Source organism: Arthrobacter sp. SDR-2R (assembly GCF_057747955.1).
In genome coordinates this window covers 420,159-444,224 of record NZ_CM173231.1, presented here as the reverse complement: position 1 = coordinate 444,224, position 24,066 = coordinate 420,159, and the positions used below count along the sequence as shown (strand labels likewise).

The following is a 24,066-nucleotide window of genomic DNA, read 5'->3' as shown; positions in this document are numbered from 1 at the left end:
GGTGGTCCCGACGTTTACGGCGTGCAGGTCGCAGGCGTTCCGGGCGTCTGGCCGGCCGCACAGGTTGGCAGGGGCGAGAGGGGCGTGGGGCCCGCCACGGGTGAGGACGTGGTGGGAGCAGGCGTGGGTGCCGCCGTCGTGGGCGCGGGTGATGGAGCGGTCGCGTAGATGACGGTAATCAGCGAACCCTTGGGCACCACGCCGGTCGGATTGAGCTCCAGGACGGTGCCGGGGGCGGCCGTCCGGCTCTCCTGCGGCAGGACCGTCACCTGGAGTCCCAGGTTGGCAAGGGCAGTCTGGACCTGGCGGTAGTCCTTGCCGAGGTAGGCGGCCGGGATCACGTTGACAGTGTCCTGGGTGGGCTCGGAAGTAGGCGTCGGCGTCGGTGTGCTGCGCGTCTGCGTCGGCGTGGCTGACGCAGTGGTCCGCGTGGGCGTTGCCGACGACGGCGGCGCGCTGCTGGTGGTGATGCCGGATGTCGGGTTGCCGGAGGGCGAGAAGAGTCCCATTTGGTTCAGCAGGAAACCCACCAGCGCAAACAGGAGCAGCAGGATCAGGGCGACCAGGGGCCAGGTCCATGGACTGCGTCCCTTGCGCCGGGGCTCATCGGAGGGACCGTCGTCGTACGTTTCCTCCTCCTGGTCCCAGTTCCGCTCGGCAGCCAGCGCATCGGCCCGGGCCAGTGGCCCCTTGGGAACATCCCCGTCGGCGGAAGCGCCCGCGGCGCCCGCAGCCAGCCCGGCCGCGGCGCCCGCCGCGCCGGCACCCAGCACTGGAAGGGCTGATGTGGCAGCCGGAGTGGAGTCATGCTGGGCGCCAATGACTCCGGTGGGGGCAGTGGCAGTGTCAACGGGGGCCGTGATGGGCCCTGTGTCGGCGTCGAAAAGAAGCATGCCGGGAACGGCGGCGCGTGCTGCGCTGATGTCGCCGTTGCGGATGGCCTCCGCAGCCTCGGCCAGCTTGATGGCGTTGGCGGGACGGTCCTTGGGGTCCTTGGCCAGCATTGACATCAGGAGGGCCCGGACCGGGGCCGGCAAGGTCTCCGAAAGAGGCGGCGGAGCGTCGTTCACCTGGGCCAGGGCAATGGCGATCTGCGATTCGCCGGAGAAAGGACGGTGCCCGCTGAGGCACTCGTAGCCGATAACGCCGAGCGAGTAGATGTCCGAGGATCCCGTGGCGGTCTGGCCGGTCGCCTGCTCGGGTGCCAGGTACTGCGCCGTTCCCATGACCTGGCCGGTCTGCGTGAGGGGCACCTGGTCGGCGAGTCGGGCGATGCCGAAGTCCGTGACTTTGACCCGTCCGTCCGGGGTGATCAGGAGGTTGCCGGGCTTGACGTCGCGGTGGACCAGGCCCTGGGCGTGGGCGACGGCCAGGGCGCGGGCGGTCTGCGCAATGATGGACAGCGTGCGGTCCGGCGACAGCACTTGTTCGTGCTCGATGATGCTGCTCAGGGGCTGGCCCGGGACCAGTTCCATGACCAGGTAGGCCGAGCCTTCTTCTTCGCCGTAGTCAAAGACGTTGGCGATCCCCACATGGTTCAGCAGGGCAGTGTGGCGGGCCTCCGCACGGAAGCGCTGGAGGAATCCGGGGTCCCCCGTGTACTCCTCCTTCAGCACCTTGATGGCGACGATGCGGCCCAGGACGAGGTCTTTGGCTTTCCAGACTTCCCCCATGCCGCCGATCGCAATCCGCGTGGTCAGCTGGAATCTGCCGCCGAGGGTGATTCCGGTTGTAGGCCTCACTTATTCAACACCGCCTCAAAAATCTTCTTCGCGTTAGGACTGGTCAGCTGTGCGCCGGTGGTGATGTTCACGCCCTCCATGACGATCGTGACACTCACCTGCGGATTGTTTGCGGGCGCGAAGCCGGTGAACCAGGAGTTATTGGTTCCGTTCCCGAGCTCTGCGGTTCCTGTCTTGCCCGCCACCTGGACGCCGGGGACCGCTGCGCCCTTGGCAATGCCCTCGCTGACTGCGCTTGCCATCCACTCGGTGATCTGGCTGGCGATCTGCGGGGTGGTGGAGGTGCGCAGTTGCTGCGGCTGCGGTTCGTCGATGACACGAAGGTCCGGAGAGCGCAGGGTCTTGATGAGGTTAGGCTGCATCTGCTTGCCGCCGTTGGCGATGGCGGAGGTCATCATGTTGATCTGCAGCGGCGTGGCGCGGACATCCTTCTGTCCGATTGCCGACTGGGCAAGGCCGGGTGCGTCCAGGTTTCCGGGGAAACCATTGCCCAGCGCGTGGCCCAGCTTCAGCTGGCCGCCGACGTCCTCGCCGAAGCCGAACTTCTTGGCCTGGTCGGCGATGGCGTCGCGGCCAAGATCCAGGGCAATGCTGGCGAAGGGGGTATTGCAGGACTGCTGCAGCGCGAAGGCGAAGCTGGCGGTGTCCCTGGTGTAGCAGTTGCCGCCCGCGTAGTTGGGCAGTTTGTACTGGATGCCGTCAAAGGGCATCTCCGCCGGGTTGGGGAGGACACTGTCCTTGTTGTACTTGCCGGAGGCAAGCGCCGCCGCGGTGTCCACGAGCTTGAAGACCGATCCCGGTGCGAGCAGCTCGCCGGTGGGGCCGCTGACGTTCTGGTTCAGGTTGATGCCCGGAACCTTGACCAGCTCGTTCATGCCGGCGCGCTCCGCGGCAGCGTCCTGGGTGGCCACAACGTTGGGGTTGTAGGACGGCTTGGACACCATGGCCAGGATGGCGCCGGTCTTGGGGTTGGTCACCACAATCGAGCCGCGCTGTCCGTCCGGGATCAGGCTGTAGGCAAGCTTCTGGATCTGGGGGTCGATGGTGAGTTCCACGGACGCGCCCTTGGGCTGGTTGCCCAGGAAGAGCTGGCCCACCCGGTCAAGGAAGAGCTGGTCCGAGTTCCCTGCCAGTTCGGCGCCCATGGCCTGTTCCAGGCCGGTGGCGCCATAGTTCTTCGAGAAGTAGCCGGTGATTCCCGCATACAGTTCCGGCTGCGGGTAGGTGCGCTGGAACTTGCAGGTCTCCGAACCGGTTTCCACCGACTCGGCAACGGGGGTGCCCCCAACGATGATGGCGCCGCGGTCGTTGCAGTAGTTCTGCAGGATGGCACGCTGGTTCAGGGGGTTGGTCTTGAGGTCGTCGGCGCCTACCACCTGCACGTAGCTGATGGCCCCGAACAGCAGTGCAAACATGGCCACTGCGGCTACCCATGAATGCCGGATTGCCTGGTTCATGCCTGCTTCACCGCCTCGGTTGGAGTGTCAATGCCTGTTGCCGCTGCCGTCCCGGCCGGCGGCAACGGTGTAGTGTCCACCGGCCCGCGGGCCGCATGCGAGATCATCAGGAGCAGTCCCACAATGATCCAGTTGGCCAGAAGGGACGAACCGCCGGCCGCCAGGAACGGCGTGGTAAGCCCGGTCAGTGGAATGAGCCGGGTGACCCCGCCGATGACCACGAAGCACTGAAGCGCCACCGCGAAGGAAAGGCCGCAGGCGAGCAGCTTTCCGAACGCGTCCCGTGTGCCCAGGGCGGCGCGGAATCCGCGGGTGATCAGCAGCAGGTACAGCAGGACGACGGCGAACAGGCCGATGAGGCCCAGTTCCTCGCCCAGGGAGGCGATGATCATGTCGCTGTTGGCGAACGGGACCAGGTCCGGGCGGCCCTGGCCAAGGCCGGTGCCCACCAGGCCGCCGTTGGCCATGCCGAACAGGCCCTCGATGACCTGCCGGCTGCCGTTCTCGTAGACATCGGGGGAGAAGGCGTTGAGCCAGCCGTAGACGCGCTGCTGGACGTGGGAGAACACCTGGGCGGCCACGAAACCGCCGCCGAGGATCAGGGCCAGGCCAATCACGACCCAGCTGATGCGGCTGGTTGCCACGTAGATCATGACGATGAAAAGCCCGAAGAAGAGCAGGGAGGAACCAAGGTCCCGCTGGAAGATCAGGACACCGATGCTGACCAGCCACGCGGTGATCATGGGGCCCATGTCCTTGAACCGGGGAAACTGCAGGGGGCCGATCTTGCGGCCTGCCAGCAGGATGAGGTCACGGTTGGAGGAAAGATACCCGGCGAAGAATATGGCGAGCGTAATCTTGGCTACTTCGCCCGGCTGGAACGTCATGGGGCCAAACCTGATCCACACCCGTGCGCCGAGGATTTCGCCGGCGCTGATTCCCGGGACCAGGGGCAGGATCAGCAGCAGGGCGGACGCAGCCAGGGAAATGAAGGTGAACCGGCGCAGGATGCGGTGGTCCTTCAGGAAGAACACGACGGCGATGGCCACCGCCATGGCGATGAGGGTCCACCGGAGCTGGTTGTTTCCCGTGTCCTCGCCCGGAGCATCCAGGCGGTGGATCATCGCAAGACCCAAGCCGTTAAGGGCGACGACAATCGGAAGTATTACCGGATCGGCATACTTTGCGCGGAAGCGCAGGACACCGTGGAAGGCCAGGGCTGCCGCTGCCAGCAGGCTGGACTGGAACCAGAAGTCGGAATCGAAGGCCTTCTCCTGGTCCACGCCCACCATCATGTTGGCGCCGATGCCAACGGCGAGGGCCAGGAGCAGGAGGGCAAGTTCAACGTTGCGGCGGGGCTTGGGCAAAGTGCTTACCTGGCTCATTTGGCCGCCTCGCAGGTGATAGTCGGAGTGGGGGACGGAGAAGCCGCGGAGGGTGCGGGCGCGGCGGCATCCGGTGCGGGCGGCGGAGCGGCTGCGCTGGCGGGCGGCGCTGCACTTGCCGACGTGCCTGTGCTTGCCGACGGGGCAGGCGCAGTGGCGGAGGCAGATGGCCTGGGGCACTCCTCCTCGGGGGAGGTTGTTCCCGTGAGCTCCAGGTTCTTGACGATCCGCTGCGCGTCATAGAGGTCATTGGCGGGGACGGTCTGGCGGACCCGTTGCTGCGAGAACGGCGGGAGCGAGTCCATGCGGATATCCGTCACAGCCTCAAGGGAGGACAGCTGGATGGGTCCCAACCGTTGGGAGACCCCGTTGTAGATGGCCACCCGGGAATCGAACTCGCCGACGTAGTAGCGGGTCTGGGTCCAGGCGTACCCCAGCCACAGGCCGACGGCAACGACAACCAGCACGGCGGCTGCAACGGACCAGGCCACCCAGCGGCGCGGACGCAGCGTCGGCAAAGTGTCCTCGGGATCGACGGCCGGTTCTGCCTTATGGGTGAGGAGCGTGGCTGCCCGTCGTGCCACGGTACGTCCGGCCACGGTGGGGATGGAGCCCGATTCGGCGGCGGCAGCGGCAGCACCCACCAGTTCATGCGGGCGGGAGGCAAGTTCTTCGCGGAGGACTTCAGCGGAAAGATGTTCGCCCAGGTGGGGGTCTGTACTGCCGGCCTCGGAGGAGCCGGCCTCCGGATCCCTGGTGCCGCCGACGGCCGTCTTCTTTTCGGGCGCCCGTTCCTGCCCGGCATCGTCAGTGGCTGAACCGGACTTGGCCGGTTCCGTCCCGCCGGCCGGAACAGGGGACGCGGCGGTGGCGCCTTGCCCGCCAGCTGCCGCGGCAGCGGACTTGCCGCCCTGCACCGGCGGAACGATTTCGACGGCGGCCGTGCTGACGTCGTCGGGCGTTTCCTCCACGATGTCCACCATGACCACGGTGACGTTATCCGGCGAACCGGCCTCAAGAGTCAGTTCAACGAGGGTGTCAGCGCATTCGTGCAGGTTGTGGGTTTCCCGGACCGTCCGCTCCACGGCGTGCGCGGCGACGTAGTTCAGCCCGTCGGAGCACAGCAGCCACCGGTCGCCGGGACGGGCGTCCAGGGTGTCCAGATCGAGTTCGGGGCTGGCATCGACGTCGCCCAGGACCCGCATGAGGACATTCTTGTGCGGGTGCGTTTCCGCTTCCTCAGGCCTGAGCCGGCCTTCGTCGATGAGCCGCTGTACGAAGGTGTGGTCCACGCTGACCTGTTTGAATTCGCCGTCGCGGAGCCGGTAGGCCCGGGAGTCGCCGATGTGCGCGAAGTGCAGTTTGCCGTCTGCCAGCAGGAGGGCCGTCACGGTGGTGCCCATGCCGGCCAGCTTGGGGTTGATGTGCACCAGTTCGGAGAGCAGTGAGTTGGCGGTCTGGATTTCGTCGGCCAGGATCGTCCCGGCTTCATCGCCGTGGTCGGGGCTGTCCAGGTGGATCATGTCCAGGACGGTCGCGGCTGAGGCAACGTCACCGCCCGCGTGGCCGCCCATGCCGTCGGCGACGACGGCGAGGTGGCGGCCCGCGTAGGCGGAATCGTCATTCTTCGAACGGATCCGGCCGACGTCGGACCGCGCCGCGAAGCGCATGATGAGGGGCCGCTGCGCCGGGCTGGAGCCGGTTGCGGGGTTTTCAGCCTCGGCCACGGTCACGGCCTCAATTCAATGACCGTCTTGCCGATTCTCACGGGGACCCCTGGCTCCACGGGCAGGGCACGGGTCAGTTGCTGGTCTCCCAGGTAGGTTCCGTTGGTGGAGCCAAGGTCTTCGATGAACCAACGGCTGCCCTGCGGGAAGAGCCGGGCGTGGCGGCCGGAAGCGTAGTCGTCTTCCAGCACCAGGGTGGCTTCCTGGGCGCGGCCCAGCAGGATGGGGCTGGCCGCCAGGGGCAGGGTCCTGCCCTTGAGCGGGCCTTCGACCACCACCAGTTGCCGGGCCTGCTGCTTTACGGGCTGCGGGGTCTCGGCAAGTTCCGGGTTCCGGCGGACCTGGCGGGCGGTGGGCACGCCGGATGCGGCCTTCCGGCCCAACATGAGGTCCCGGCGCATGGCGGAGACGATGCTGAAGATGAGTACCCAGAGGAGCAGCAGGAAGCCGAACCGCAGCGCGGTGATGGTCAGGTCGCTCATGCGTGGCCACCCGGGTTGGCAGGAAGCAGGCGGAAGATGATCTTTGTCCGTCCCATCGTGATGGTGGAGCCGTCTGTGAGTTCGATGCTTCCGGAGACCTTCTGCCCGTTGACGTAGCTGCCGTTGGTGGATCCCAGGTCCACGGCGCTGGTGGCGCCGTTGGCCGTTCGGATTTCCAGGTGGCGCCGCGATACGCCTGTGTCATCAATGTGGATGTCCGCCTCGGACGACCTGCCCAGGACGATGGACGGGGCGTTCAGCGAATAACGCTGGCCCTCGATGTCCAGCACAGGCTGCAGCCTCACGGGCGGCCGGCTGGGAGCTGCCGGCACGTTCGGCCGGGGCGGCGTGGCGCCGCCGGAGCCTTGGGACTTTTCGGTGGAGGAGGCAATTTCGAAATCACCGAGGCGGAGTGCCGTTTCGCGGCGGAAGGAGATCCGGACGGGCCCCTGGAGGGTGTAGCCCTGGCTCCGGACGTGGTTGATGACCACGTCGCAGAGTTCTTCGGCCAGCGGCGTGCCCCACTCCTGTGCGCGTCCGAAGTCCTCATCGCTGAGCTGGACGTCGAAGACGTTGGGCACCAGCGTACGTCCGGCCGCAATGGTGATCGCTTTATGGTCCACCTCGCGGCGGAGCCTGCTGGCGATCTCCACAGGTTCGACCTGGGCCTTGGAACCGGTGGAGAAGACACCGCGGACGGCCTTTTCAATGCCACGTTCAACCTTGTCCAGCAGACCCATGGTTCTTCTCCTTTCCCCCCGGTTCCGGGGCAGTAGTTGTTGCTGACCAGCACCTGCAGGGCGGTCCGGCACTGCGCGGCATGCCCGCCGGCAGCGGCCACTCCTACATCCGATACTACTGGGCACCCCTGCGAATGACCTTAATCCACAACGGCCGGGCGCCGGCAAAAGTTCAGATCTGTGACTGGTCCGGTCCCAACCCGCGCAAACCGGCGGCGGCTCCGGCCCTCCGTCTCCGGCCGGTGAGGCCCCTCTGTTATGCCGCCTTTAAGGGCATGGGGAAAGGGTGCCGGCGGCCAATTGGTAATTTGCGGCATCTGTCCGTTATGCTTGATCTCGCTGCTTTTACGAGGCGCGAAAACGGGAAACCGGACCGGCTGAGTGGAAGAAGTTGCGCGCGAGTGGCGGAACGGCAGACGCGCTGGCTTCAGGTGCCAGTGTCCGAAAGGGCGTGGGGGTTCAAATCCCCCCTCGCGCACGCAAATGGTAAGGGCCCCAATTACACGATTGGGGCCCTTACCTATTTAACACCGGGCTGGGTCTGGAAACGTCAGGGGCTTGTTCGCAGATCCGGCCCTCGAGGGCCTGGATCCGCGAACAGGCTTAGGACCCGGCGGTCCTGGCTGCGTCCTCCTGACTGGACGGGCGCGCCGATGCCTTGAACCGGCGTCGTGAGTTGGCCAGGTGACAGCGCATGGCTGCCGCGGCCGCAGCCTCGTCACCATCTGCGATGGCGTCCCGGATGGACCGGTGCTCCAGCACCACCTGGTCGAAATGGTCCCGGGCGTAGTGTTCGACGCCGGTCATCAGGCGGGTGCGCGGCATGGCGATCATGGTTTGCCCCAGCGCCGCCAGGCAATCTGAGTAATAGGGGTTGCCGGATGCCGCCGCCACAGCGCGGTGGAACTCGAAGTCCGACTTCATGGCGTGGGCAGGGTGGCCTGCGCTTTCGGTGAAGGATTCCAGTGCGGCGCTGACGGCCCGCAACTGGCGGTCCGTGCGGTTCCGCGCTGCCAGTGCGGCGGCTTCGGCCTCCACTCCCATCCGGAATGCCAGCAGGTGCAGCCGGTCCTCCGTGGTGGCCACCGGGCGGCCACCCGGCACTGCCGGGGGCACGTCGGTGGGGGGAGTGAGGGCGAAGCTTCCCCGCCCCCGCTCGGTTTCGACAAGCCCTTCGGCCTGGAGCCGGGTGAGGGCGGCACGGACGACCGTGCGGCTGACGCCAAAGTCGTTGATGAGCGTGTTCTCGCTGGGCAGCTTCTCGCCCGGCTGGATTACGCCGTCGACGATGCGGTTGCGAAGGTCAGCGGCAAGGTCCGCGGTGAGGTTCCGGCTCATGGCTCAAGATTACGCGCCGAACTCTACGCGCTCGGTGGTCCAGGCACGGGCCTGATCGCTGAGCGTGATGCCAAGGCCCGGGCGGTCCGGAACGATCATGCGGCCGTCTTTGGTTTCCAGCCGTTCGTTGAACAGCGGGTCCAGCCAGTCGAAGTGCTCCACCCAGGGTTCACGGGGGTAGGCCGCCGCGAGGTGGAGGTGGATTTCCATGGCGAAGTGCGGTGCCAGGCCCAGCCCGCGTTCGTCTGCGAGGGCGGCGAGGCGCAGGAACTGGGTGATGCCGCCCACGCGCGGGGCGTCGGGCTGGATGATGTCGCAGCCATTGGCGGTGATCAAGCCCTTGTGCTCGGCCACGGACGCCAGCATCTCGCCGGTGGCAATGGGCGTGTCCAGGACCTGTGCCAGATGGGCATGGCCTTCGAAGTCGTAGGCGTCCAGGGGCTCCTCGATCCAGACCAGGTCGAATTCCTCGAGGCGGCGTCCCATCCGCAAGGCGGTGGCACGGTCCCATTGCTGGTTTGCGTCCACCATGAGCGGCACGTCCCAGCCGATGTGTTCGCGGATCCCTGCCACGCGGCGGAGGTCTTCCTTGCTGTCGGGAAGGCCAACCTTGATTTTGATGCCACCGATGCCTTCCTCGACGGACTGCGTGGCCCGGGCCTTAACTTCGTCCAGGGTGGCATTCAGGAAGCCGCCGGAGGTGTTGTACGTCCGGACGGAGTCGCGGTATGAGCCCAGGAACTTCGCCAGCGGCAGGCCTGCGCGCTTGGCCTTGAGGTCGTACAAAGCAATGTCGACGGCGGCGAGAGCCTGGGTGGCGACGCCGGACCGGCCCACCGAGGCACCTGCCCACAGTAGTTTGGTGTAGATCTTCGCGATGTCGTTGGGGTCCTCGCCGATGAGGCCTTCGGCGACTTCCTTGGCGTGGGCGTACTGCGCCGGGCCGCCCGCGCGCTTGGAGTAGCTGAAGCCGATGCCGGAGTGGCCCAGCTCCGTGGTGATCTCCGCGAACAGGAAGACCACCTCGGTCATGGGCTTCTGCCGTCCGGTGAAGACCTTCGCGTCGCTGATGGGAACGGCGAGGGGAAGGCGGGCGGTGGACAGTTTGACGTGCCGGATCAGATCAACGGTGCTCATAAGTTCTCCTGGAGGCGGGATAGGGCTCCTTCGCCCCACCTGCTTAGGATATAAGTAGCAGACTTGTATTACAAGTACATCCGCCGGAGGTGTGGTGCGACACTCCCGGGCCGGAGCGGGCATAGTGGCGGACAGCTGCGCCGTTGTCGCAGGCATGAAGGCAATTACCTACCGCGAATACGGAAGCCCGGACGTCCTTGAATTGACCGAGAGGCCGATGCCGAAGGTGGGGCCGGGGATGGTCCTGGTCAAAGTGAAGGCAGCCTCGGTGAACCCCGTGGACTGGAAGATCATGGCCGGTTACCTGGATGCGGCAATGGACCTGCAGTTTCCCGCGATCCCGGGATGGGACGTGGCGGGGGTCGTCGAGTCGGTGGGGATCGACGCCCGGGCGTTCCAGCCCGGTGACGAGGTCATTGCCTACGGCCGGAAAGACTATGTCCATGGCGGAAGTTTTGCCGAGTACATCGCATTGCCGGAACGGCTGCTGGCCCGCAGGCCCGAGTCTCTGGGATGGAACGAATCGGCGGGGCTTCCGCTGGCCGGACTGACTGCTTACCAGGTCCTGAACCGCCTGGGCCTCGCGTCCGGTGAGACTGTCCTTATCCACGGTGGCGCCGGTGGAGTGGGGTCGCTGGGCATCCAGATTGCGGTGGCACTGGGTGCGAAGGTCATTGCAACGGCCTCCGAAAAGAACCATGAATTCCTCCGCTCCTTGGGGGCCGAGCCGGTTGCCTATGGGGAAGGACTCGTGGAGCGTGTTCGTGCATTGCGTCCCGCCGGCGTGGAGGTCGTTGCCGACTTCGCTGGAGGCAATCTTGAGGCGACGCTGGCCGTACTGGCTGAAGGGGGCGGGCATGCATCCATCGCCGACAGCGAAGTGGAGGAGCACGGCGGCACCTGGATGTGGGTCAGTCCGGTGGGAGCAGACCTGCAGGAGCTCGCCGGGTTGGTGGACCGGAACAACATCAGGGTAGAGGTTGCCAAGGTTCTTCCGTTGGCTCAGTCCGCGGAGGCTTTCCGCCTGAACATGGAGGGCCATACCCGGGGCAAGATCGTGGTGGCCGTGAACGGAGAAGCCTGATTCAGGGCTTTTGCGGCACGGCGGCCAGCGCTATGAACCGGATGTGGCGTCCTGTGTCCGCAGAGCCCCCAGCCCGGAGATCAGCGCATCAAGCCCCAGGCTGAAGGCGGTGTCGGCAGGCCGGCCACGCTCCCGGCCGGCTGCCGAACTGCGCACCGCGGCGGAGAAGTTGGGGGTGGAGCCGGCCATGGAGCCGGAATCGAAAATGTCCTCCGGAGCGGTGACGTCGTAAGCGGAGCCGAAGATGAAGGACTCCAGCGCCACGATGGCGGGGATGATGCGCTCCTGGGGGAAGCCGGCGTCGAGGAACCCCTTGCTCACGGTTTCGTACATGGCAAGGGTCTGCGGCGCGTCCGTCACGGGCAGGACGGCGATCACGGGAATCAGCGGTGTGTGCTCGGCGAAGACATCCCGGTAGCTCCACGCCCAGGTCCGGACGGCGTCCTCCCAGCTCCCGCCGCCGAAACCCGTAACGTCCACCAGGGACATCAGGTGGTCCTCCACCAGCAGCAGGACGTCCTGCTTTGATGCCACATGGTTGTAGAGGGCGGAGGGAGCGACGTCCAGCACCTTTGCCAGGGCGGCCATGGTCAGCCCGTCATATCCCTTGCGGCTGATCAGTTCCAGTGCGGCTTCGGTAATTCCGGACTTGGCCAGCACGGCCGCAGACGGCCTGCCTGCCCGCCTCCTTTGTGCTCCGCCGTTGCTGGTGGAGCGTCCCTGTGCGGCTGATACTGCCGGCATTGCTGCCCTTTCGTCGATGTCCCCTGCATTATTCCACCCGGCACTTCCCCTCCCGGCAGGCACCCGCTATAGTTCTCATAAATGAATGGCATTCATTTAGTGGTCCCCGTCACTAAGGGGCCCAGAGAGGACATCATGCTGAACCTGAACCGCGACGTCGTGGTCGTCGGAGCCGGGCCGTCCGGACTCACCGCCGCCCGCGAACTGAAAAAGGCCGGCCTCACGGTCGCCGTGCTCGAGGCCCGTGACCGCGTGGGCGGCCGCACCTGGACCGACACGGTGGACGGTGCCATGCTCGAAATCGGCGGCCAGTGGGTTTCCCCGGACCAGACCGTACTCCTGGACCTGCTCCAGGAGCTGAACCTGGAAACGTACCCGCGCTACCGCGAAGGGGAGTCCATCTACATCGGCGCGGACGGCGCACCCGTGCGCTATACGGGTGACACGTTCCCGGTGGATCCGGACACCGCCGTCGAAATGGACCGCCTGGTGGCTCTGCTGGACGGCCTTGCGGCGGAAATCGGCCCCACAGAGCCCTGGGCGCATCCCAAGGCGCGTGAACTGGACACCATTTCCTTCCATCACTGGCTCCGGCAGAACTCTGGCAACGAGGAAGCGTGCAAGAACATTGGCCTCTTTATCGCCGGCGGTATGCTGACCAAGCCGGCCCACGCCTTCTCTGCCCTGCAGGCAGTCCTGATGGCAGCCTCCGCAGGTTCGTTCACCCACCTGACGGACGAGGATTTCATCCTGGACCGCCGCGTGGTGGGCGGAATGCAGCAGGTCTCGCTGCTGCAGGCGCAGCAGCTGGGTGACGACGTAATCCTTAACTCCCCGGTGCGCACCGTCAACTGGGAGCCGGATTCCGACGGCGGCCACCGGGTCACGGTTGAATCCGACCGGGCCACGGTCAACGCCCGGTTTGTGATCATGGCCGTACCGCCGAACCTCTACTCCCGCGTCTCCTTCAACCCGCCGCTGCCGCGCCGCCAGCACCAGATGCACCAGCACCAGTCCCTGGGCCTGGTGATCAAGGTGCACGCCGTCTACAGCACGCCCTTCTGGCGGGACAAGGGACTCTCCGGCACCTGCTTCGGGGCGGACGCCCTGGTTCAGGAGGTCTACGACAACACCAACCACGGCGATCCGCGCGGCACCCTGGTGGGCTTCGTGTCGGATGAGAAGGCGGACGCCGTCTTCGAACTCAGCGCCGAAGAGCGCCGGAAGGCCATCCTGAAATCGATCGCCGGCTACCTTGGCGACGAGGCCCTGGCGCCGGAGGTCTACTACGAGTCCGACTGGGGCTCGGAGGAGTGGACCCGCGGCGCCTACGCCGCCAGCTACGACCTGGGCGGACTGCACCGTTACGGCAAGGACCAGCATGCACCCGTGGGCCCCATCTACTGGTCATCGTCCGACCTTGCTGCCGAGGGCTACCAGCACGTGGACGGCGCGGTCCGCATGGGCCGGATTACCGCTGCACGCATCGCCGAGGTGGCAAAGGTGCCGGTGGCCGCCGGCTGGTAAATAAGCATGCTTACTAATAGGCTGGCGGCGGGGAGCGTCCCCGACTTTCGACGAACGAGGTGAGGCATGACTGACGCCCAGAGCATCAGCAAGGTTACTGAGATCATCAACGATTCCAGGATCGGGATGGTCACCACCATCAACGAAGAAGGCGCCCTCGTCAGCCGGCCGCTGGCCGTCCAGGAGGTAAAGGACGACGGCGACATGTGGTTCTTCACCGGCCTTGGCACTTCCCAGGTTGCGCATGTCCGGGCTGATCCGCGCGTGAACGTCGCCTTTGGCAGGAAGACCGAATGGGTTTCCGTGGCCGGGACCGCCGAAGTGGTCACAGACCGGGCAAAAATCCGTGAACTGTGGAACCAGGCGGTTGAAGCCTGGTTCCCTGATGGCCCGGATACCCCCGAGGTGTGCCTGCTGCGCGTCGATTCGGATTCTGCCGAGTACTGGACCAGCCCCGGCGGCACGGCCGCCACGGTGCTGCAGTGGGTGAAGGCAAAGGTCACCAACAGCCGGATGAGTGTCGGTGAAAGCGGCACCGTGGAGCTGTAGTTCCCGGGAGCGCCGGGTAAGCGAACGGGGCGGAGCGGCTAGGGCTGCTCCGCCCCTTTCAGTGCCTGCAAGACCGCCGGAAACAGTACGCCGTTCCTTCCCCAGACCGGATCCAGGATTTCCACGTACCAGGAGTCGGCCAGGAGCAGGGCCAGGGCATCATTGGTTTCCTCTGCCCAGTCCCGGATCTGTTCCTCCTCAACGGGGTTCTCGCTGGAGCCGAGCACGGTGGTGACTTCCGATCCGGCAAGGGTTACCGGGATGGCTGCACTGCTTGCCTCGCCCGGTGCATGTGCCACGGTCACCAGTTCGGTGCGGGTGGACAGCGCCAGCAGTTCACCGGCGGTGGCGGCGCTGCAGAATCCGGTGACGTACTCCCGTTGGGCCGCGGCCCCGTTACGGATGCCGGGCTGGGATTCCTTGGTGAACAACCCGTGACGGTTCAGCTCTGCCAAGTCTGTGGCGATGGGTTTGGTCTCGTCGTCGGAGCCCGGCGCAAAGTGTCCAGGCTGGTAAGAACTCCCGCCCTCCAGCCACCGGGCAGTCAGTTCGCCGGCCGCTTCCAGTGTGGTGGCCTGCCGCCAGACTCCGCGGTCCTCCAGCAGGCGGCCATACTGATCGTGGACAGGCAGTTCCTCAGGCTTCATCCTGGGATGCTACCGCCGGGCTCTCCGCTGATCCACCGCCGGCGACACAGCAGTTAACCTCAGGTGGCCTGCTCCGCAGGCAGCGCGGCCGGGATTCCCGCCGCCCGTTCCGCCGCTGCCAATGACGCAGCCAGCCTTCCGACGGCGTCCGGGTAACCCTTGTGCGCGGCCGTCCGCAACTGGTCCGCCGTCCGCATCGCCTTGATCAGTGCCGACGTTTCGGGCAGCCGCACGTCAGTCAGTGCCGGGTAGTCGATGCTGTACGCCGGATCAAGTTCGTAGCGCCGCCACCGGACCATGAGCTCGTCGTGATGCGCGCTGGCGGCCTGGTGGGCCGAACGCTGCCGCCGCCCTTCCCGGCGGGCGGTGCGCCAGGCCAGGAACCGGGGGCTGCCACGGTAGGCGGCGATGCCGGCAGCGGCAGCTGCCCCTGTCAACAGCAGTCCAGCCCACGGCGAGACCAGGGCGGGGATAATCAACGCGGGAAGGGCGACACAGGCACCCAGGAACAGGTCCCAAAACAGCTGGTCCGGAGCCTCCGCTGCGCGGCCGGCCAGTGCGTTGCCGGCTGGTGCGCTGCCTCCGGAAGCCAAAGCCCGGCGTCGGACAACAAAGACCGTGGCGGCCACGCTGGCCACCAGCACGGGACCGCACAGCAGGACCGCCCACGCACCTTGAAGCAGCCCCTGCATCAGAGACTCCGCCACAACTGACATCCTGCACCTCCAGCGCCCAGCCCCCGGCCGGAAGAGGCCGGGCTGGTCCTTCCATTGCACCGTCTCCCGGGCGCAGCGTCAATGGCGGAGAAGGCGTGCCACAACCTCACGCCGTCAGAAGGGGCGGAAGAGGCGCTGCAGCCGCTGCTTGATCAGGTCATTTCCTTGTCCAAGGCACTGCAAACCGTCAGGAGCTGAGCGGTACGGTGAAGGCATGCGACTCAAAATGTGCAGCATCCACGTCCAGGACCCCGCCGCCGCCCATGCCTTCTATACGGGAACGCTCGGCTTTGACACGCTCATGGCCATGCCGGAGTACAACCTCTACATCATCAAAGACCCGGGAGCGGACGACAGTTCAGTAGGACTCCTCCTCGAGCCCAGCGACAACCCAATCGGCGCGAACTACATGAAAGCCGTGCGCGAGGCGGGCCTACCCGCGATAGTCTTCGGGGTTCCCGATGTGCAGGCGGAATACGACAGGCTGGTGGCCGCCGGAGTCAGCTTCAAGACCCCGCCCACCACGGATCCGTTCGGGACCAGTGCAGTGTTCGACGACGGCTGCGGAAACTACATCCAGATCCACCAGGACTGAGGGCTAACGGGCCTGGGTGCGGTCCTTCTTCGCCTGCTTCTTCGCGGCCTCTTCCTTGACCCGCTGGGCCTCGGCGCGGACAGCCGCGTGGGTGGCACGTTCGGTGACCAGCCACTGCGGCGGAGCCTGCAGCAGCGCGGTGATTTCCGCCGTCGTCAGTGCTTCCTCGACGCCGCCGCGGGTTAGGCCGCTGATGGACACGTTCAGCTTCTGTGCCACCACGGGGCGGGGGTGCGGGCCGTTGCGGCGGAGCTCGGCGAGCCATTCCGGCGGGTTGGCCTGCAGTTCGGCGAACTCCTCGCGGGTGATGGTTGAATCCTGGAACTCCTGCGGCGTGGCCGGGAGGTAGATGCCAAGTTTCTTGGCAACGGTGGCCGGCTTCATGGACTGGGAGTTTGCAGAGGTCATGCTTCAAGGGTATCCGGGCGGCGGGTACTGTGAAGACGTGCCCTCCGACAATACCCCCTCGCCTGATGCCCAATCCGCCCCTGACGGGCCGGCCGACCAGGCGGCACCCCGGGTGCTGCGCATCGCATACGTGGCCGGCGTGACGCCGGGCAAATGGATCCGCCGCTGGGAAGAGCGGATGCCGCATATTCCCCTTGAGGCATTCATGGTCGACGACGGCGCGCAGCTTGGGAAGCTGCGGGACGGCGCGGCGGACATGGGTTTTGTCCGCCTTCCCATCGAGCGGGAAGGGCTCAGCGTCATACCGCTCTACGAGGAACAGCCGGTGGTGGTGGCGCCGAAGGGGCACGAGATTTCAGTGTTCGAGGAAGTGGCCCTGGCCGACCTGGCGCAGGAGTCATTCCTCGATGTTGCTGCCCTGGGCGGACCGGAGGCCGCGCTCCAGGTGGTTGCCGCCGGCGCCGGCCTGGTGGTCCTCCCCATGTCGGTGGCCCGCCACTTCAACGTCAAGGACACGGTGGCGCGCAGGCTCACCGGCGCGGACGGAACTGAGATCGCGCTGGCCTGGCCGACGGAGGCCACGGATGAGGTGCTGGAGGAGTTCATCGGCATCGTGCGCGGACGCACTGCCCAAAGCTCACGCCAGCCCTCGGCCCAGCCGGTCAAGGTCAAGAAGGATCCGAAGCCGGACCGCCGCGGCACCGGCGCCAAAAAGGCGCCCAAGGTAGCCCAGAGATACGCCCCCAACCCGGACAAGGGCCGGGGGAAAGGGTCCCGTAAGAAGGGCAAGCGCTAGGCAGGAGTCCAGGCCCGGCAACGGCAAAGCCGGCCCGTGGGATGCGGAGCCGGTTTTGCTTTCGTACGTGGATACCCACGCGGGTTACGTGTTTTGGACGTGGTCTTTGGCGTCGGTGGCGCGGTCTTTGACGTCGGTGGCGGCTTGTTGGCCTTCGAGTTTGACGTTTTGGGCGGCGTCGGTGGCGGTGGCTTTGACGTTTTCCATGGCTTCCTGGGCTGGTTCCTTGAGGTCCTGGGCCATGGTTTTGGCGGCGTCGGTGACCTGGGTTGCCAGGGGCTGGGCTGCGGTTTTGAGCTGGTCCGCGGCTTCGCGTTCCTTCTGGCTTGCCGGGATCAGCGAGGAGACCAGGAGTCCGGCGCCGAAGGCGATCAGGCCGGCGGCGAGGGGGTTGCCGGCGGTTTTGGCTTTGACCTGGTCCGGGGCGGCGGAGACGGCGTGGCCGGCGTCGCTGAGTTTGGTCGAGACGGTGTCGCCTGCCTGGTGGAGGCTGTCGCCGGCGGTGTGCATGGCGTTGGTGGTGTGTCCGGCGCCGGTGGCGGTGGTGTCGTGGACCTTGGTGGTGGCGTTGTCTGCGGCGCCCATGATTTTCTCCTTGACGCCGGTGACGGCGTCTTTGACCTTGTCGGTTTGGCGGTGGACGATGTTGGACGGGGTGACCTTGTCTGCCACGGCGTCCACGTTGGTGCCCAGGCGTGCCCGGGTGGCTTCTATGTCTGCGCGGATGACGTCAGGGTTTTCGCTCATCGGTTTACCTCACCTGGTTTTAGGGTTGGGGGAATTTCTGAGAGGGTTTCCCCGGTTTGGGGCAGGCCTTTGATCTGCTTAAGTTCCTTGCGGCCGATGGAGGCCAGGACAGCGGCGATGATGGCCCAGATGACGGCGACGATCAGTGCGGACCAGCCCAGGGGCATGATGGCGCCCAGCGCCCACATCAGAGCCAGGGAGAGGAAAAGCAGGACGAAGTGTCCGCCGACGCCGGCGCCGGCGAGCATGCCGGCGCCTTTCCCTGCGCGGGAGGTGGATTGTTTGAGTTCGGCCTTGGCCAGTTCCACTTCCTGGCGCATCAGGGTGGACAGGTCCCGGGTCACGTCGCCCAGCAGCTCGCCCAGGGACGCGTTGTCCGCTTTCACATGCGCCGCACTCGGCGGCATTTCCGGAATCTGGCTACTCATTACAGGCCACCCGTGCCGCGGCGGCCAGTCCCGGAGGTTCCCTCGGTGCCGAACGCCTCGTCACCGGTGTACACGCCGTTTTCGGCCGGGTAGGGGTCGTCGTCGAACCGGAGCGGGGTTTCCTCCGCGGTACCCGAGGGAAGCGTGCTGGTGGATACCGGGGTTGCGCCTGTGACGGTGGGCTCATTGAAGAGGTCATCGTTGCCGGCGGCGTACACGGTCTCCTGCCGCAGCGGCGCTACCGGTGACTGCACTGCCGGGGGTGTCTGCGCCGCGCGGTGCTGGCCCGAAGCCTGGACCTGCCCCTGCGAGTCGGGCGCGCCTGCGGTGAGGCCGCGGGTGAGGCGTCCGGCAAGGACACCGGCGCCGGCGGCGAGGAGCAGGAACGTGCCGGGATTGTTGCGGGCGTACCGCTGGACCTCGGTCAGGAGGTCGCCGGGTTCCCGGTTCTCCAGCCAGGACGCGATGGAGGAGGTCCGCTCAGCTGCCTGCCGGACAAGGTCGCTGGCCATGCCCTGCTGGTCCGGGGCGCTGGCCATGCTGTGCAGCTGGCTGGAAATGTTGCGGATGCCCTCGGCGGCCTTCTGCTGCTGCGTGCCGGCCTGGGTGGTCAGGCCCGACTTGGCCTGGTGGAGCAGGTCCTGGGCATTGAGCTTGGCCTCGTGGGCAACATTCGCGGCCTCGCCCTTGGCGGTCTCCGCTACATTCTGGGCGGCTGATGCGGCTTCACCAGCAACGTTGGAAGCCTCTTCCTTGGCTGCCTGCGACTTGGAGGAATCGGTTGAAACCCCCGTGTAGGAGTCATGCTGGGGCGCTGTTTCCGTTGCGCCGTACGGATCGGCAACACCGGGGGCGGCGGGGGTGTGTGGTGTCTGGGGCCATTGGTTCTCTGTCATCATCGCTCTCTTTCAGAAAGGGTTAGCTGGCGAACAAGAACCAGCAGTGCTGGCAACTTAGTAAGCAAGGTTACTAATTAGATACTAAGCACACTTCCCATTTCGATTGCAAGGGGTAGTGGTGTTCAGCTTCCAATGGCTGCGCCTATGCAAGGGCGTGAAGGTGGGCGGTTAGTAAGCCTACTTGCGAATGTGTTGCTAAGCATGCTTATTGTAGGGGTGTAGCGACGCATGGTGACCAGCACTTTCGCCACCTACAGGAAGGCTGCGGCCGATGACCAGCAATCTCGATCCGGACGCCCGGAGCAGCTACCGCCTGATCACTCTGGCGGCACGGCTGATCCAGCGGCGGCAGGACGATGCACTGGCCCCCCTTGGCCTCACCCGTGCCGCTGTTATTGCATTGGAAGGCCTGATGGGGGGCCCACTGAACCAGGAACAGCTTGCCGACGCGATCAGGGTCCAAAGCCAGACGTTGGGCCGTGTCCTGACCCGGCTTGAATCCACAGGACTCATCACCAGGATGCGCCATGCCACAGACCGAAGGCAGCTGAAAGTGGAACTCACCGATGCCGGTGTTGCCGCCGTTGAAGCGGCGCGGGAGGCAGAGGTCAAGGCCTATCCTGACGATCCGGACATCGCATGGAAGGCACTCCGCGAGGAGCTGACAAAGTTTGTCCGCGCCGCACCGCTCAGCCACGACACCGGCGTGGTTCCGTTTGCCCCTCCCGAACACCGGGCCGCGCACGGTCACCGGCCGCAGGCCGGGCGTGCGGGCGGCCTGCGGGGATGGGACCAGCCCCGCCAGAATTGACGGGAAGTCTAAAAAGCAGTGGCCGGACCTTTCGGACCGGCCACTGTTTTGTCCAACCTTCGGCTTCCCGTTCCTCCTCCAGCAGTCCCCCTTGCACCAGGTGGGCTGCATAGGCTGATTACGACGACGGGACGCCCGGGCCCGGGGACCAGCGGAGCAGTGCCGCCACGTCCACGCCCTCCGGCAGGACAGGTCCAGGGACCAGGAGAACGCGGGCGTCAGTCAGGGCAGCTGCCCGCAACAGGGCGGCATGGGCCGGAACTTCGCCAAGTATTCCTGCCGCCAGGGCTTCCTCTTTGGCCGTGGCGATCCACGGTTCGGCATCCAAGGCCAGCATGGTCCGCCGGGACAGGGCGGCGTCATCAAGGATCAGGACCTCAACCTGTCCCTGCTGGAGCGCGTGGACCACAGCTCCCGCCCCGTGGGCCGCTTCCGGATTTGCCTGGCCCTCCTGGACTGCCAGCCTGTCCATGACCGCCTGCTGTTCTTCAGCCCAGACCTCCGCCACCCGCTGGCTGACCTGGTCCTCCAGGTTGGCGCTGTCCGCCCCGGCAGTGTGCGTGTGGGAACCGACCTCCGACAACAGTGCCCTGCCGGCCTCGGAGAGGTTTTCCCTGACCAGCCCGCGGGCGCGGATATCGCCGGCGAGAACAATCAGCCGGGCGCCGCCCGCACTGGCCACCCTGTCTATTTCGCCCGCCACTTCGTCGGCGTTCCGGCGCCACACGTCCTCGGTGTGGTGCTGGAACCGCAGCTCCGACCAGCCGCCGCCATGGAATTTGTGAATGTGTTCGGACTCGCCCTCCACCTCCCGGACGCTGGCAGGGGCACCCGCCCCGGCACGGTACAACCGGATTTCCCCATGTTCGCGGCTGACCTCGGCCACAACGTACGGAAACTCTTCGGGCTGGTGTTTCAGCAGCGGGAGCAGGTCCGGGACGGGCTCGACGACCATCCTCTCCGGCAGGACCAGCCGGCCCGGGAGCACCTCGTTGAGTTCGGCTTTCCCGCCGTGGACCAGCACGAACCTGGACACGGGGGAGGGCATCCCCGTTGCGGGCGTGAGGGCCTGTTCCATGGCGTCGATGTCAGCGGACGTTGCTCCCTGGGCCTCGAGCTGGGCGCGGGTGTTTCCGGCCCGGACGTCGCCGGCTTCCAGGCTGTCCACTGTTCCGGTTCCGGCATCCACGTAGGCTGTGCACCAGGGGCCGGGCAGGCGGTACAGGTCCGCGTATGCCTTCAGGCTGGAACCGTGGGTGGTATTGCCGCGTTCTGCCATGACGATCTCCTTCGCGCGTGACGTGGTGTCACAGGCTTATTGGTTCGTCACTTCACGCTAGCACCGGGGAAGAGGCGGCTGAAGGGTCTTCCGGCCCCCCGACAGTCAGCCCGTCCGTCAGGCCTGGCAGGCGTCCTTCAAGGCCCGGACTGAGTCTGCCGGCACCTGGTCTCCGGCTTCGGCGATCTGGCCCAACGGCGTCGTAATTTCCGCCGGTACCCCTGCCGTGCGTGCCGCCGAGACGAGCCCGGCCAGCGCCTGTCGGTCCTCCACGCTGACCAGGCCGTCCTGCACCACCGCGCAGATTTGCCGGTTGACTTCCTGTGCGGCGGCGGAGGCAACTTTGGATGCGGCATCGCTGGCGGCATTGCCCGCAGCCTCCTCCACCCCGCCACATCCGGTCAGCAGCAACAGGGCGGTGGACAGGGAGGCGGCAGTAACGAGGGCGGCGCGGAAGGTCATGCCTCAAGCGTACCGGCGGTGCCTACCGGCGGGCCGGGACGCCGAGGATGCTGTCCAGGAGTCCGTTCCGGAACTTGCCCTCCGGGTCGTGCCCGGCGGCAAAGGAACGGAAGTCGGCGAAGCGCGGGTACAGCTTTTCCCAGTCATGGGCGTCCGCGGTGAACAGTTTGCCCCAGTGCGGGCGCGCCCCGAAGGGCCGGAGGGCGTCTTCCAGGAGTGGGAGGAAGGCTTCCACCTCCGGCTGCAGCGGTTTCCAGGTGAAGTGCAGGGCAACGCTCTGCTGGCGGTAGAAAGGGCTGAGCCAGAACTCGTCGGCGGCTCCGGTGCGGATCTCCGAGACGAAGAGCAGGGGTGCAAGTTGGCCGGCCAGCCCGCGGACTGCCTGGAGGGCGGCGGGGGCGTGCTCCAGGGGAAGGATGAATTCGCTTTGCAGTTCGTCCCCGTTGCTGGGAGTGAACTCGTGCCGGAAGTGCGGCAGCCGGTCCAGCCAAGGCCCGGGTTCGTTCAGCTGTGCAGTGCAATTCTCGGCGGACATGTCCGGCAGCGGGTGCCGGGGACGGAGGGCGGCGGTGGCACCAAACAGGTTGGCGGGTGGTTGCTCCCCGTCGAGTGCTTTGAGCCAGACCTGGTTGATCCGGTCGCCGGCGTAGTCCGTAAACAGGCTCACGCTGTAGGCGCTGGAGACGATGGCGGTGAAATCCGACAGGGCGTTGTCCCAGGGAAGGTCCTCCAGGACACGCTGGCGCACTGTGAAGCTGGGACGGACCGCCAGTTCCAGTCCGGTGACGATGCCCAGGGCGCCGATGCCCACCACGCTGGCAAGGAACTCATCGCCGTCCGCCCGGGTAAGTGTCACCTGCTCGCCCGAGGCCCGCACCAGGTCGATGGATTCCACGGCGCCGGCGAGGGACGGGTTGTCCACCCCGGAGCCGTGCGTGCCGGTCTGGACCGCACCGGCTACCGAAATGTGCGGCAGCGAGGCCAGGTTGTGGATGGCAACCCCGGACTCCTCCAAGGTCCGGCACAGTGCCCCGTAGCTCACTCCGCCGCTGACCCGCACGGTTCCCCGCCCGGCATCCAGTTCCACCTGCTGCGGCAGGGCATCGAGGAGGATGTGGACGCCGTCAGTGTCGCCCACCCGGTTAAAGGAGTGCCGGGAGCCCAGGGCCTTGACCCGCGGCGAGTCCGCCACGATGTCCGCCAGCTCCGCTACGGATTCCGGCCGCCGCACGTCCGCGGAGGAGTATTCGAGGTTTCCTGCCCAGTTCTTCATCGGGTGGCTTTCGTTTGACATCGGTTTCCTCCAACTGTCAGCGCTAACAATCTTCGCTGTCAAGGCGCTTCCACGGAACGGGCGGGGGCCGCAGGAGCGGCAGCATGCCAGTGCCCGGGCTGCTCAAGCCCGGCGGGGAGGAGGGTGGAAGCGCTGCCGTGGGCCGCGGTGATTTGCGCCTGGGTGAGGAAGAGCGCCCCGGTGAGGTCGGCGTCGTCGAGCTTTGCATCCCGCAGGTCGGCACCAAGGAGGTCCGCTGCCGTCAGGTCGGCGCCCCGGAGGTCCGCGGCGATCAGGCAGGCACCGCGAAGGTCCGCAGCGCACAGCGGCAGGCCGCGCAGGTTTGCTCCCGCGAGGTCGGCGCCCGGCGCCAGGTGGACCAGGCGCGGATCGTCGCCGGAGGGGCCGGCGCCGAAGTAGCCCGCGCGGACCTCCTCACTGACCTCGCGGAGTGCGCCGCCCACCTGGAGGTGCAGGGATGCGATGTCGGCTGCGAGGACCTCCTCAAGGGCGCCCGCTGCAACTGCCCTGACCTTCGCCTGCAAGCGGCGGACATCCTCCGCGGTATCCGGGCCGTAGGCTTTCGCCCCAGCCTGGGCCAGGAGCCACAGCATCTCGTGCAATTGGCGCAGGACTTTAAAGGCGGCGAACATGTCCGGCGCCGATTCCGGGTCTTCCCGCCAGCTGATGCCCCTGAACAGCCGCTGGCTGACTGCCTGGCCTGCGCCGAAGCAGTCGAAAACCGTGCAGCCCGCAAACCCGCGGGGCCGGAGCCGGTCATGGATGGTGCAGGAGAAGTCCGGCGCCAGGTTGGGGCATGGCGTGGCGGGCGGTTTGTCGATGGCGAAGTCGGCCGAGCGGGTGAACCCGAAAGCCGTGCAGCACAGAGCAAAGCACTGCGAACAGTCAGGCCGGAGGGCGGCCGGGCCGGTGGGGGTGGCGGCGGAAGGAGGGTTGGTGGGTTTCATGATTGCTCCCGAGGGTGGTTCCGGTAGGGGCGCGGGACGGAGGGGAACCCATGGTGGGTTCCCATCCGTGGCACGCGGAATCACCGTTCCTGCCGGGAATGACGGGAACTGCGGACGGCTGGACA

General features: G+C 66.5%; 25 protein-coding genes and 1 tRNA gene. 7 read left to right on the top strand and 19 right to left on the bottom strand.

Annotation, left to right across the window (positions count from 1 at the left end):
• Positions 1–14: 14 nt before the first annotated feature.
• Genes AC3ANU_RS02085 through AC3ANU_RS02060 form a run of 6 tightly spaced genes read right to left on the bottom strand, consistent with a single transcriptional unit; the run spans position 15 to position 7,533 of the window.
• Positions 15–1,742, bottom strand: a complete 1,728-nt coding sequence (locus tag AC3ANU_RS02085; RefSeq protein ID WP_056392312.1) for a protein kinase domain-containing protein — start codon at positions 1,740–1,742, stop codon at positions 15–17.
• Positions 1,739–3,199, bottom strand: coding sequence for a peptidoglycan D,D-transpeptidase FtsI family protein (locus AC3ANU_RS02080; RefSeq protein WP_056392311.1), 1,461 nt, complete (start codon positions 3,197–3,199; stop codon positions 1,739–1,741). The genes AC3ANU_RS02085 and AC3ANU_RS02080 overlap by 4 nt, the downstream gene beginning before the upstream one ends.
• Entirely contained in the window at positions 3,196–4,584 is a 1,389-nt protein-coding gene (locus tag AC3ANU_RS02075; RefSeq protein WP_056392309.1) for an FtsW/RodA/SpoVE family cell cycle protein, read from the bottom strand. The genes AC3ANU_RS02080 and AC3ANU_RS02075 overlap by 4 nt, the downstream gene beginning before the upstream one ends.
• Entirely contained in the window at positions 4,581–6,311 is a 1,731-nt protein-coding gene (locus AC3ANU_RS02070; RefSeq protein WP_026265866.1) for a PP2C family protein-serine/threonine phosphatase, read from the bottom strand. Before AC3ANU_RS02070 ends, AC3ANU_RS02075 begins: the two co-directional genes overlap by 4 nt.
• Positions 6,312–6,313: 2 nt before the next feature.
• Positions 6,314–6,793 (bottom strand): FHA domain-containing protein FhaB/FipA, encoded by a 480-nt coding sequence (locus AC3ANU_RS02065; protein ID WP_018769901.1) that lies wholly within the window; start codon positions 6,791–6,793, stop codon positions 6,314–6,316.
• Positions 6,790–7,533: an FHA domain-containing protein gene (locus tag AC3ANU_RS02060; protein ID WP_488315374.1), complete on the bottom strand. Its 744-nt coding sequence runs from the start codon at positions 7,531–7,533 to the stop codon at positions 6,790–6,792. The genes AC3ANU_RS02065 and AC3ANU_RS02060 overlap by 4 nt, the downstream gene beginning before the upstream one ends.
• Before the next feature lie 395 nt (positions 7,534–7,928).
• Between AC3ANU_RS02060 and AC3ANU_RS02055 the strand changes: the two genes are divergently transcribed.
• Positions 7,929–8,011 (top strand) — tRNA-Leu (locus AC3ANU_RS02055).
• A gap of 125 nt (positions 8,012–8,136) precedes the next feature.
• Here the strand turns inward: AC3ANU_RS02055 and AC3ANU_RS02050 are convergent.
• The gene (locus AC3ANU_RS02050; protein WP_018769903.1) at positions 8,137–8,871 is read right to left on the bottom strand and encodes a FadR/GntR family transcriptional regulator; all 735 of its coding nucleotides are present in this window, start codon (positions 8,869–8,871) and stop codon (positions 8,137–8,139) included.
• Positions 8,872–8,880: 9 nt separating this feature from the next.
• Positions 8,881–10,008 carry an L-talarate/galactarate dehydratase gene (locus tag AC3ANU_RS02045; protein WP_018769904.1) on the bottom strand — a complete coding sequence of 376 codons (1,128 nt, stop codon included), beginning with the start codon at positions 10,006–10,008 and terminating at the stop codon, positions 8,881–8,883.
• Between the two features lie 154 nt (positions 10,009–10,162).
• Here AC3ANU_RS02045 and AC3ANU_RS02040 point away from each other — a divergent pair, with 154 nt between their 5' ends.
• A complete protein-coding gene (locus AC3ANU_RS02040; RefSeq protein ID WP_488315373.1) occupies positions 10,163–11,092 on the top strand; it encodes an NADP-dependent oxidoreductase in 930 nt (309 codons plus the stop codon).
• A gap of 30 nt (positions 11,093–11,122) precedes the next feature.
• Here the strand turns inward: AC3ANU_RS02040 and AC3ANU_RS02035 are convergent, their stop codons facing one another.
• Positions 11,123–11,836, bottom strand: coding sequence for a TetR/AcrR family transcriptional regulator (locus tag AC3ANU_RS02035; RefSeq protein WP_026265867.1), 714 nt, complete (start codon positions 11,834–11,836; stop codon positions 11,123–11,125).
• A 135-nt stretch (positions 11,837–11,971) separates the two neighbouring features.
• Here AC3ANU_RS02035 and AC3ANU_RS02030 point away from each other — a divergent pair, with 135 nt between their 5' ends.
• On the top strand, positions 11,972–13,363 hold the full coding sequence (locus AC3ANU_RS02030; protein WP_488315372.1) for a flavin monoamine oxidase family protein: 1,392 nt from the start codon (positions 11,972–11,974) through the stop codon (positions 13,361–13,363).
• A gap of 66 nt (positions 13,364–13,429) precedes the next feature.
• Positions 13,430–13,912, top strand: a complete 483-nt coding sequence (locus AC3ANU_RS02025; protein ID WP_018769908.1) for a pyridoxamine 5'-phosphate oxidase family protein — start codon at positions 13,430–13,432, stop codon at positions 13,910–13,912.
• 38 nt (positions 13,913–13,950) lie between these two features.
• On the opposite strand, the gene AC3ANU_RS02020 is transcribed toward AC3ANU_RS02025, so the two are convergent.
• Both AC3ANU_RS02020 and AC3ANU_RS02015 read right to left on the bottom strand, forming a co-directional pair.
• Entirely contained in the window at positions 13,951–14,559 is a 609-nt protein-coding gene (locus AC3ANU_RS02020) for a DUF6919 domain-containing protein (protein WP_018769909.1), read from the bottom strand.
• Positions 14,560–14,618: 59 nt separating this feature from the next.
• Complete coding sequence (locus AC3ANU_RS02015; RefSeq protein WP_488315371.1) at positions 14,619–15,275, bottom strand: hypothetical protein; 657 nt, start codon at positions 15,273–15,275, stop codon at positions 14,619–14,621.
• 214 nt (positions 15,276–15,489) lie between these two features.
• On the opposite strand from AC3ANU_RS02015, the gene AC3ANU_RS02010 reads away from it, so the two are divergent.
• Positions 15,490–15,870 carry a VOC family protein gene (locus AC3ANU_RS02010; protein ID WP_026265868.1) on the top strand — a complete coding sequence of 127 codons (381 nt, stop codon included), beginning with the start codon at positions 15,490–15,492 and terminating at the stop codon, positions 15,868–15,870.
• A gap of 3 nt (positions 15,871–15,873) precedes the next feature.
• On the opposite strand, the gene AC3ANU_RS02005 is transcribed toward AC3ANU_RS02010, so the two are convergent.
• Positions 15,874–16,278: a DUF5997 family protein gene (locus AC3ANU_RS02005; RefSeq protein ID WP_026265869.1), complete on the bottom strand. Its 405-nt coding sequence runs from the start codon at positions 16,276–16,278 to the stop codon at positions 15,874–15,876.
• On the opposite strand from AC3ANU_RS02005, the gene AC3ANU_RS02000 reads away from it, so the two are divergent.
• Positions 16,241–17,074, top strand: coding sequence for a LysR family substrate-binding domain-containing protein (locus AC3ANU_RS02000; RefSeq protein ID WP_018769914.1), 834 nt, complete (start codon positions 16,241–16,243; stop codon positions 17,072–17,074). The two genes, AC3ANU_RS02005 and AC3ANU_RS02000, sit on opposite strands and share 38 nt — an antisense overlap.
• 84 nt (positions 17,075–17,158) lie before the next feature.
• On the opposite strand, the gene AC3ANU_RS01995 is transcribed toward AC3ANU_RS02000, so the two are convergent.
• The 3 genes from AC3ANU_RS01995 to AC3ANU_RS01985 are packed head-to-tail and all read right to left on the bottom strand — an operon-like array spanning position 17,159 to position 19,145.
• The gene (locus AC3ANU_RS01995) at positions 17,159–17,821 is read right to left on the bottom strand and encodes a DUF3618 domain-containing protein (RefSeq protein WP_488315370.1); all 663 of its coding nucleotides are present in this window, start codon (positions 17,819–17,821) and stop codon (positions 17,159–17,161) included.
• On the bottom strand, positions 17,818–18,249 hold the full coding sequence (locus AC3ANU_RS01990) for a phage holin family protein (protein ID WP_026265945.1): 432 nt from the start codon (positions 18,247–18,249) through the stop codon (positions 17,818–17,820). Before AC3ANU_RS01990 ends, AC3ANU_RS01995 begins: the two co-directional genes overlap by 4 nt.
• Positions 18,249–19,145 (bottom strand): hypothetical protein, encoded by an 897-nt coding sequence (locus AC3ANU_RS01985; RefSeq protein WP_488316011.1) that lies wholly within the window; start codon positions 19,143–19,145, stop codon positions 18,249–18,251. Before AC3ANU_RS01985 ends, AC3ANU_RS01990 begins: the two co-directional genes overlap by 1 nt.
• A 274-nt stretch (positions 19,146–19,419) precedes the next feature.
• Here AC3ANU_RS01985 and AC3ANU_RS01980 point away from each other — a divergent pair, with 274 nt between their 5' ends.
• Positions 19,420–19,959, top strand: a complete 540-nt coding sequence (locus tag AC3ANU_RS01980; protein WP_018770406.1) for a MarR family winged helix-turn-helix transcriptional regulator — start codon at positions 19,420–19,422, stop codon at positions 19,957–19,959.
• Between the two features lie 118 nt (positions 19,960–20,077).
• Here the strand turns inward: AC3ANU_RS01980 and AC3ANU_RS01975 are convergent, their stop codons facing one another.
• From AC3ANU_RS01975 to AC3ANU_RS01960, 4 genes are all read right to left on the bottom strand, one after another.
• Positions 20,078–21,238 carry a baeRF2 domain-containing protein gene (locus AC3ANU_RS01975; RefSeq protein ID WP_488315369.1) on the bottom strand — a complete coding sequence of 387 codons (1,161 nt, stop codon included), beginning with the start codon at positions 21,236–21,238 and terminating at the stop codon, positions 20,078–20,080.
• A gap of 117 nt (positions 21,239–21,355) precedes the next feature.
• Entirely contained in the window at positions 21,356–21,700 is a 345-nt protein-coding gene (locus AC3ANU_RS01970) for a hypothetical protein (RefSeq protein WP_488315368.1), read from the bottom strand.
• Between the two features lie 22 nt (positions 21,701–21,722).
• A complete protein-coding gene (locus AC3ANU_RS01965) occupies positions 21,723–22,973 on the bottom strand; it encodes a D-arabinono-1,4-lactone oxidase (RefSeq protein WP_488316010.1) in 1,251 nt (416 codons plus the stop codon).
• Positions 22,974–23,032: 59 nt separating this feature from the next.
• Positions 23,033–23,941, bottom strand: coding sequence for a pentapeptide repeat-containing protein (locus tag AC3ANU_RS01960; protein WP_488315367.1), 909 nt, complete (start codon positions 23,939–23,941; stop codon positions 23,033–23,035).
• Positions 23,942–24,066 lie beyond the last annotated feature (125 nt).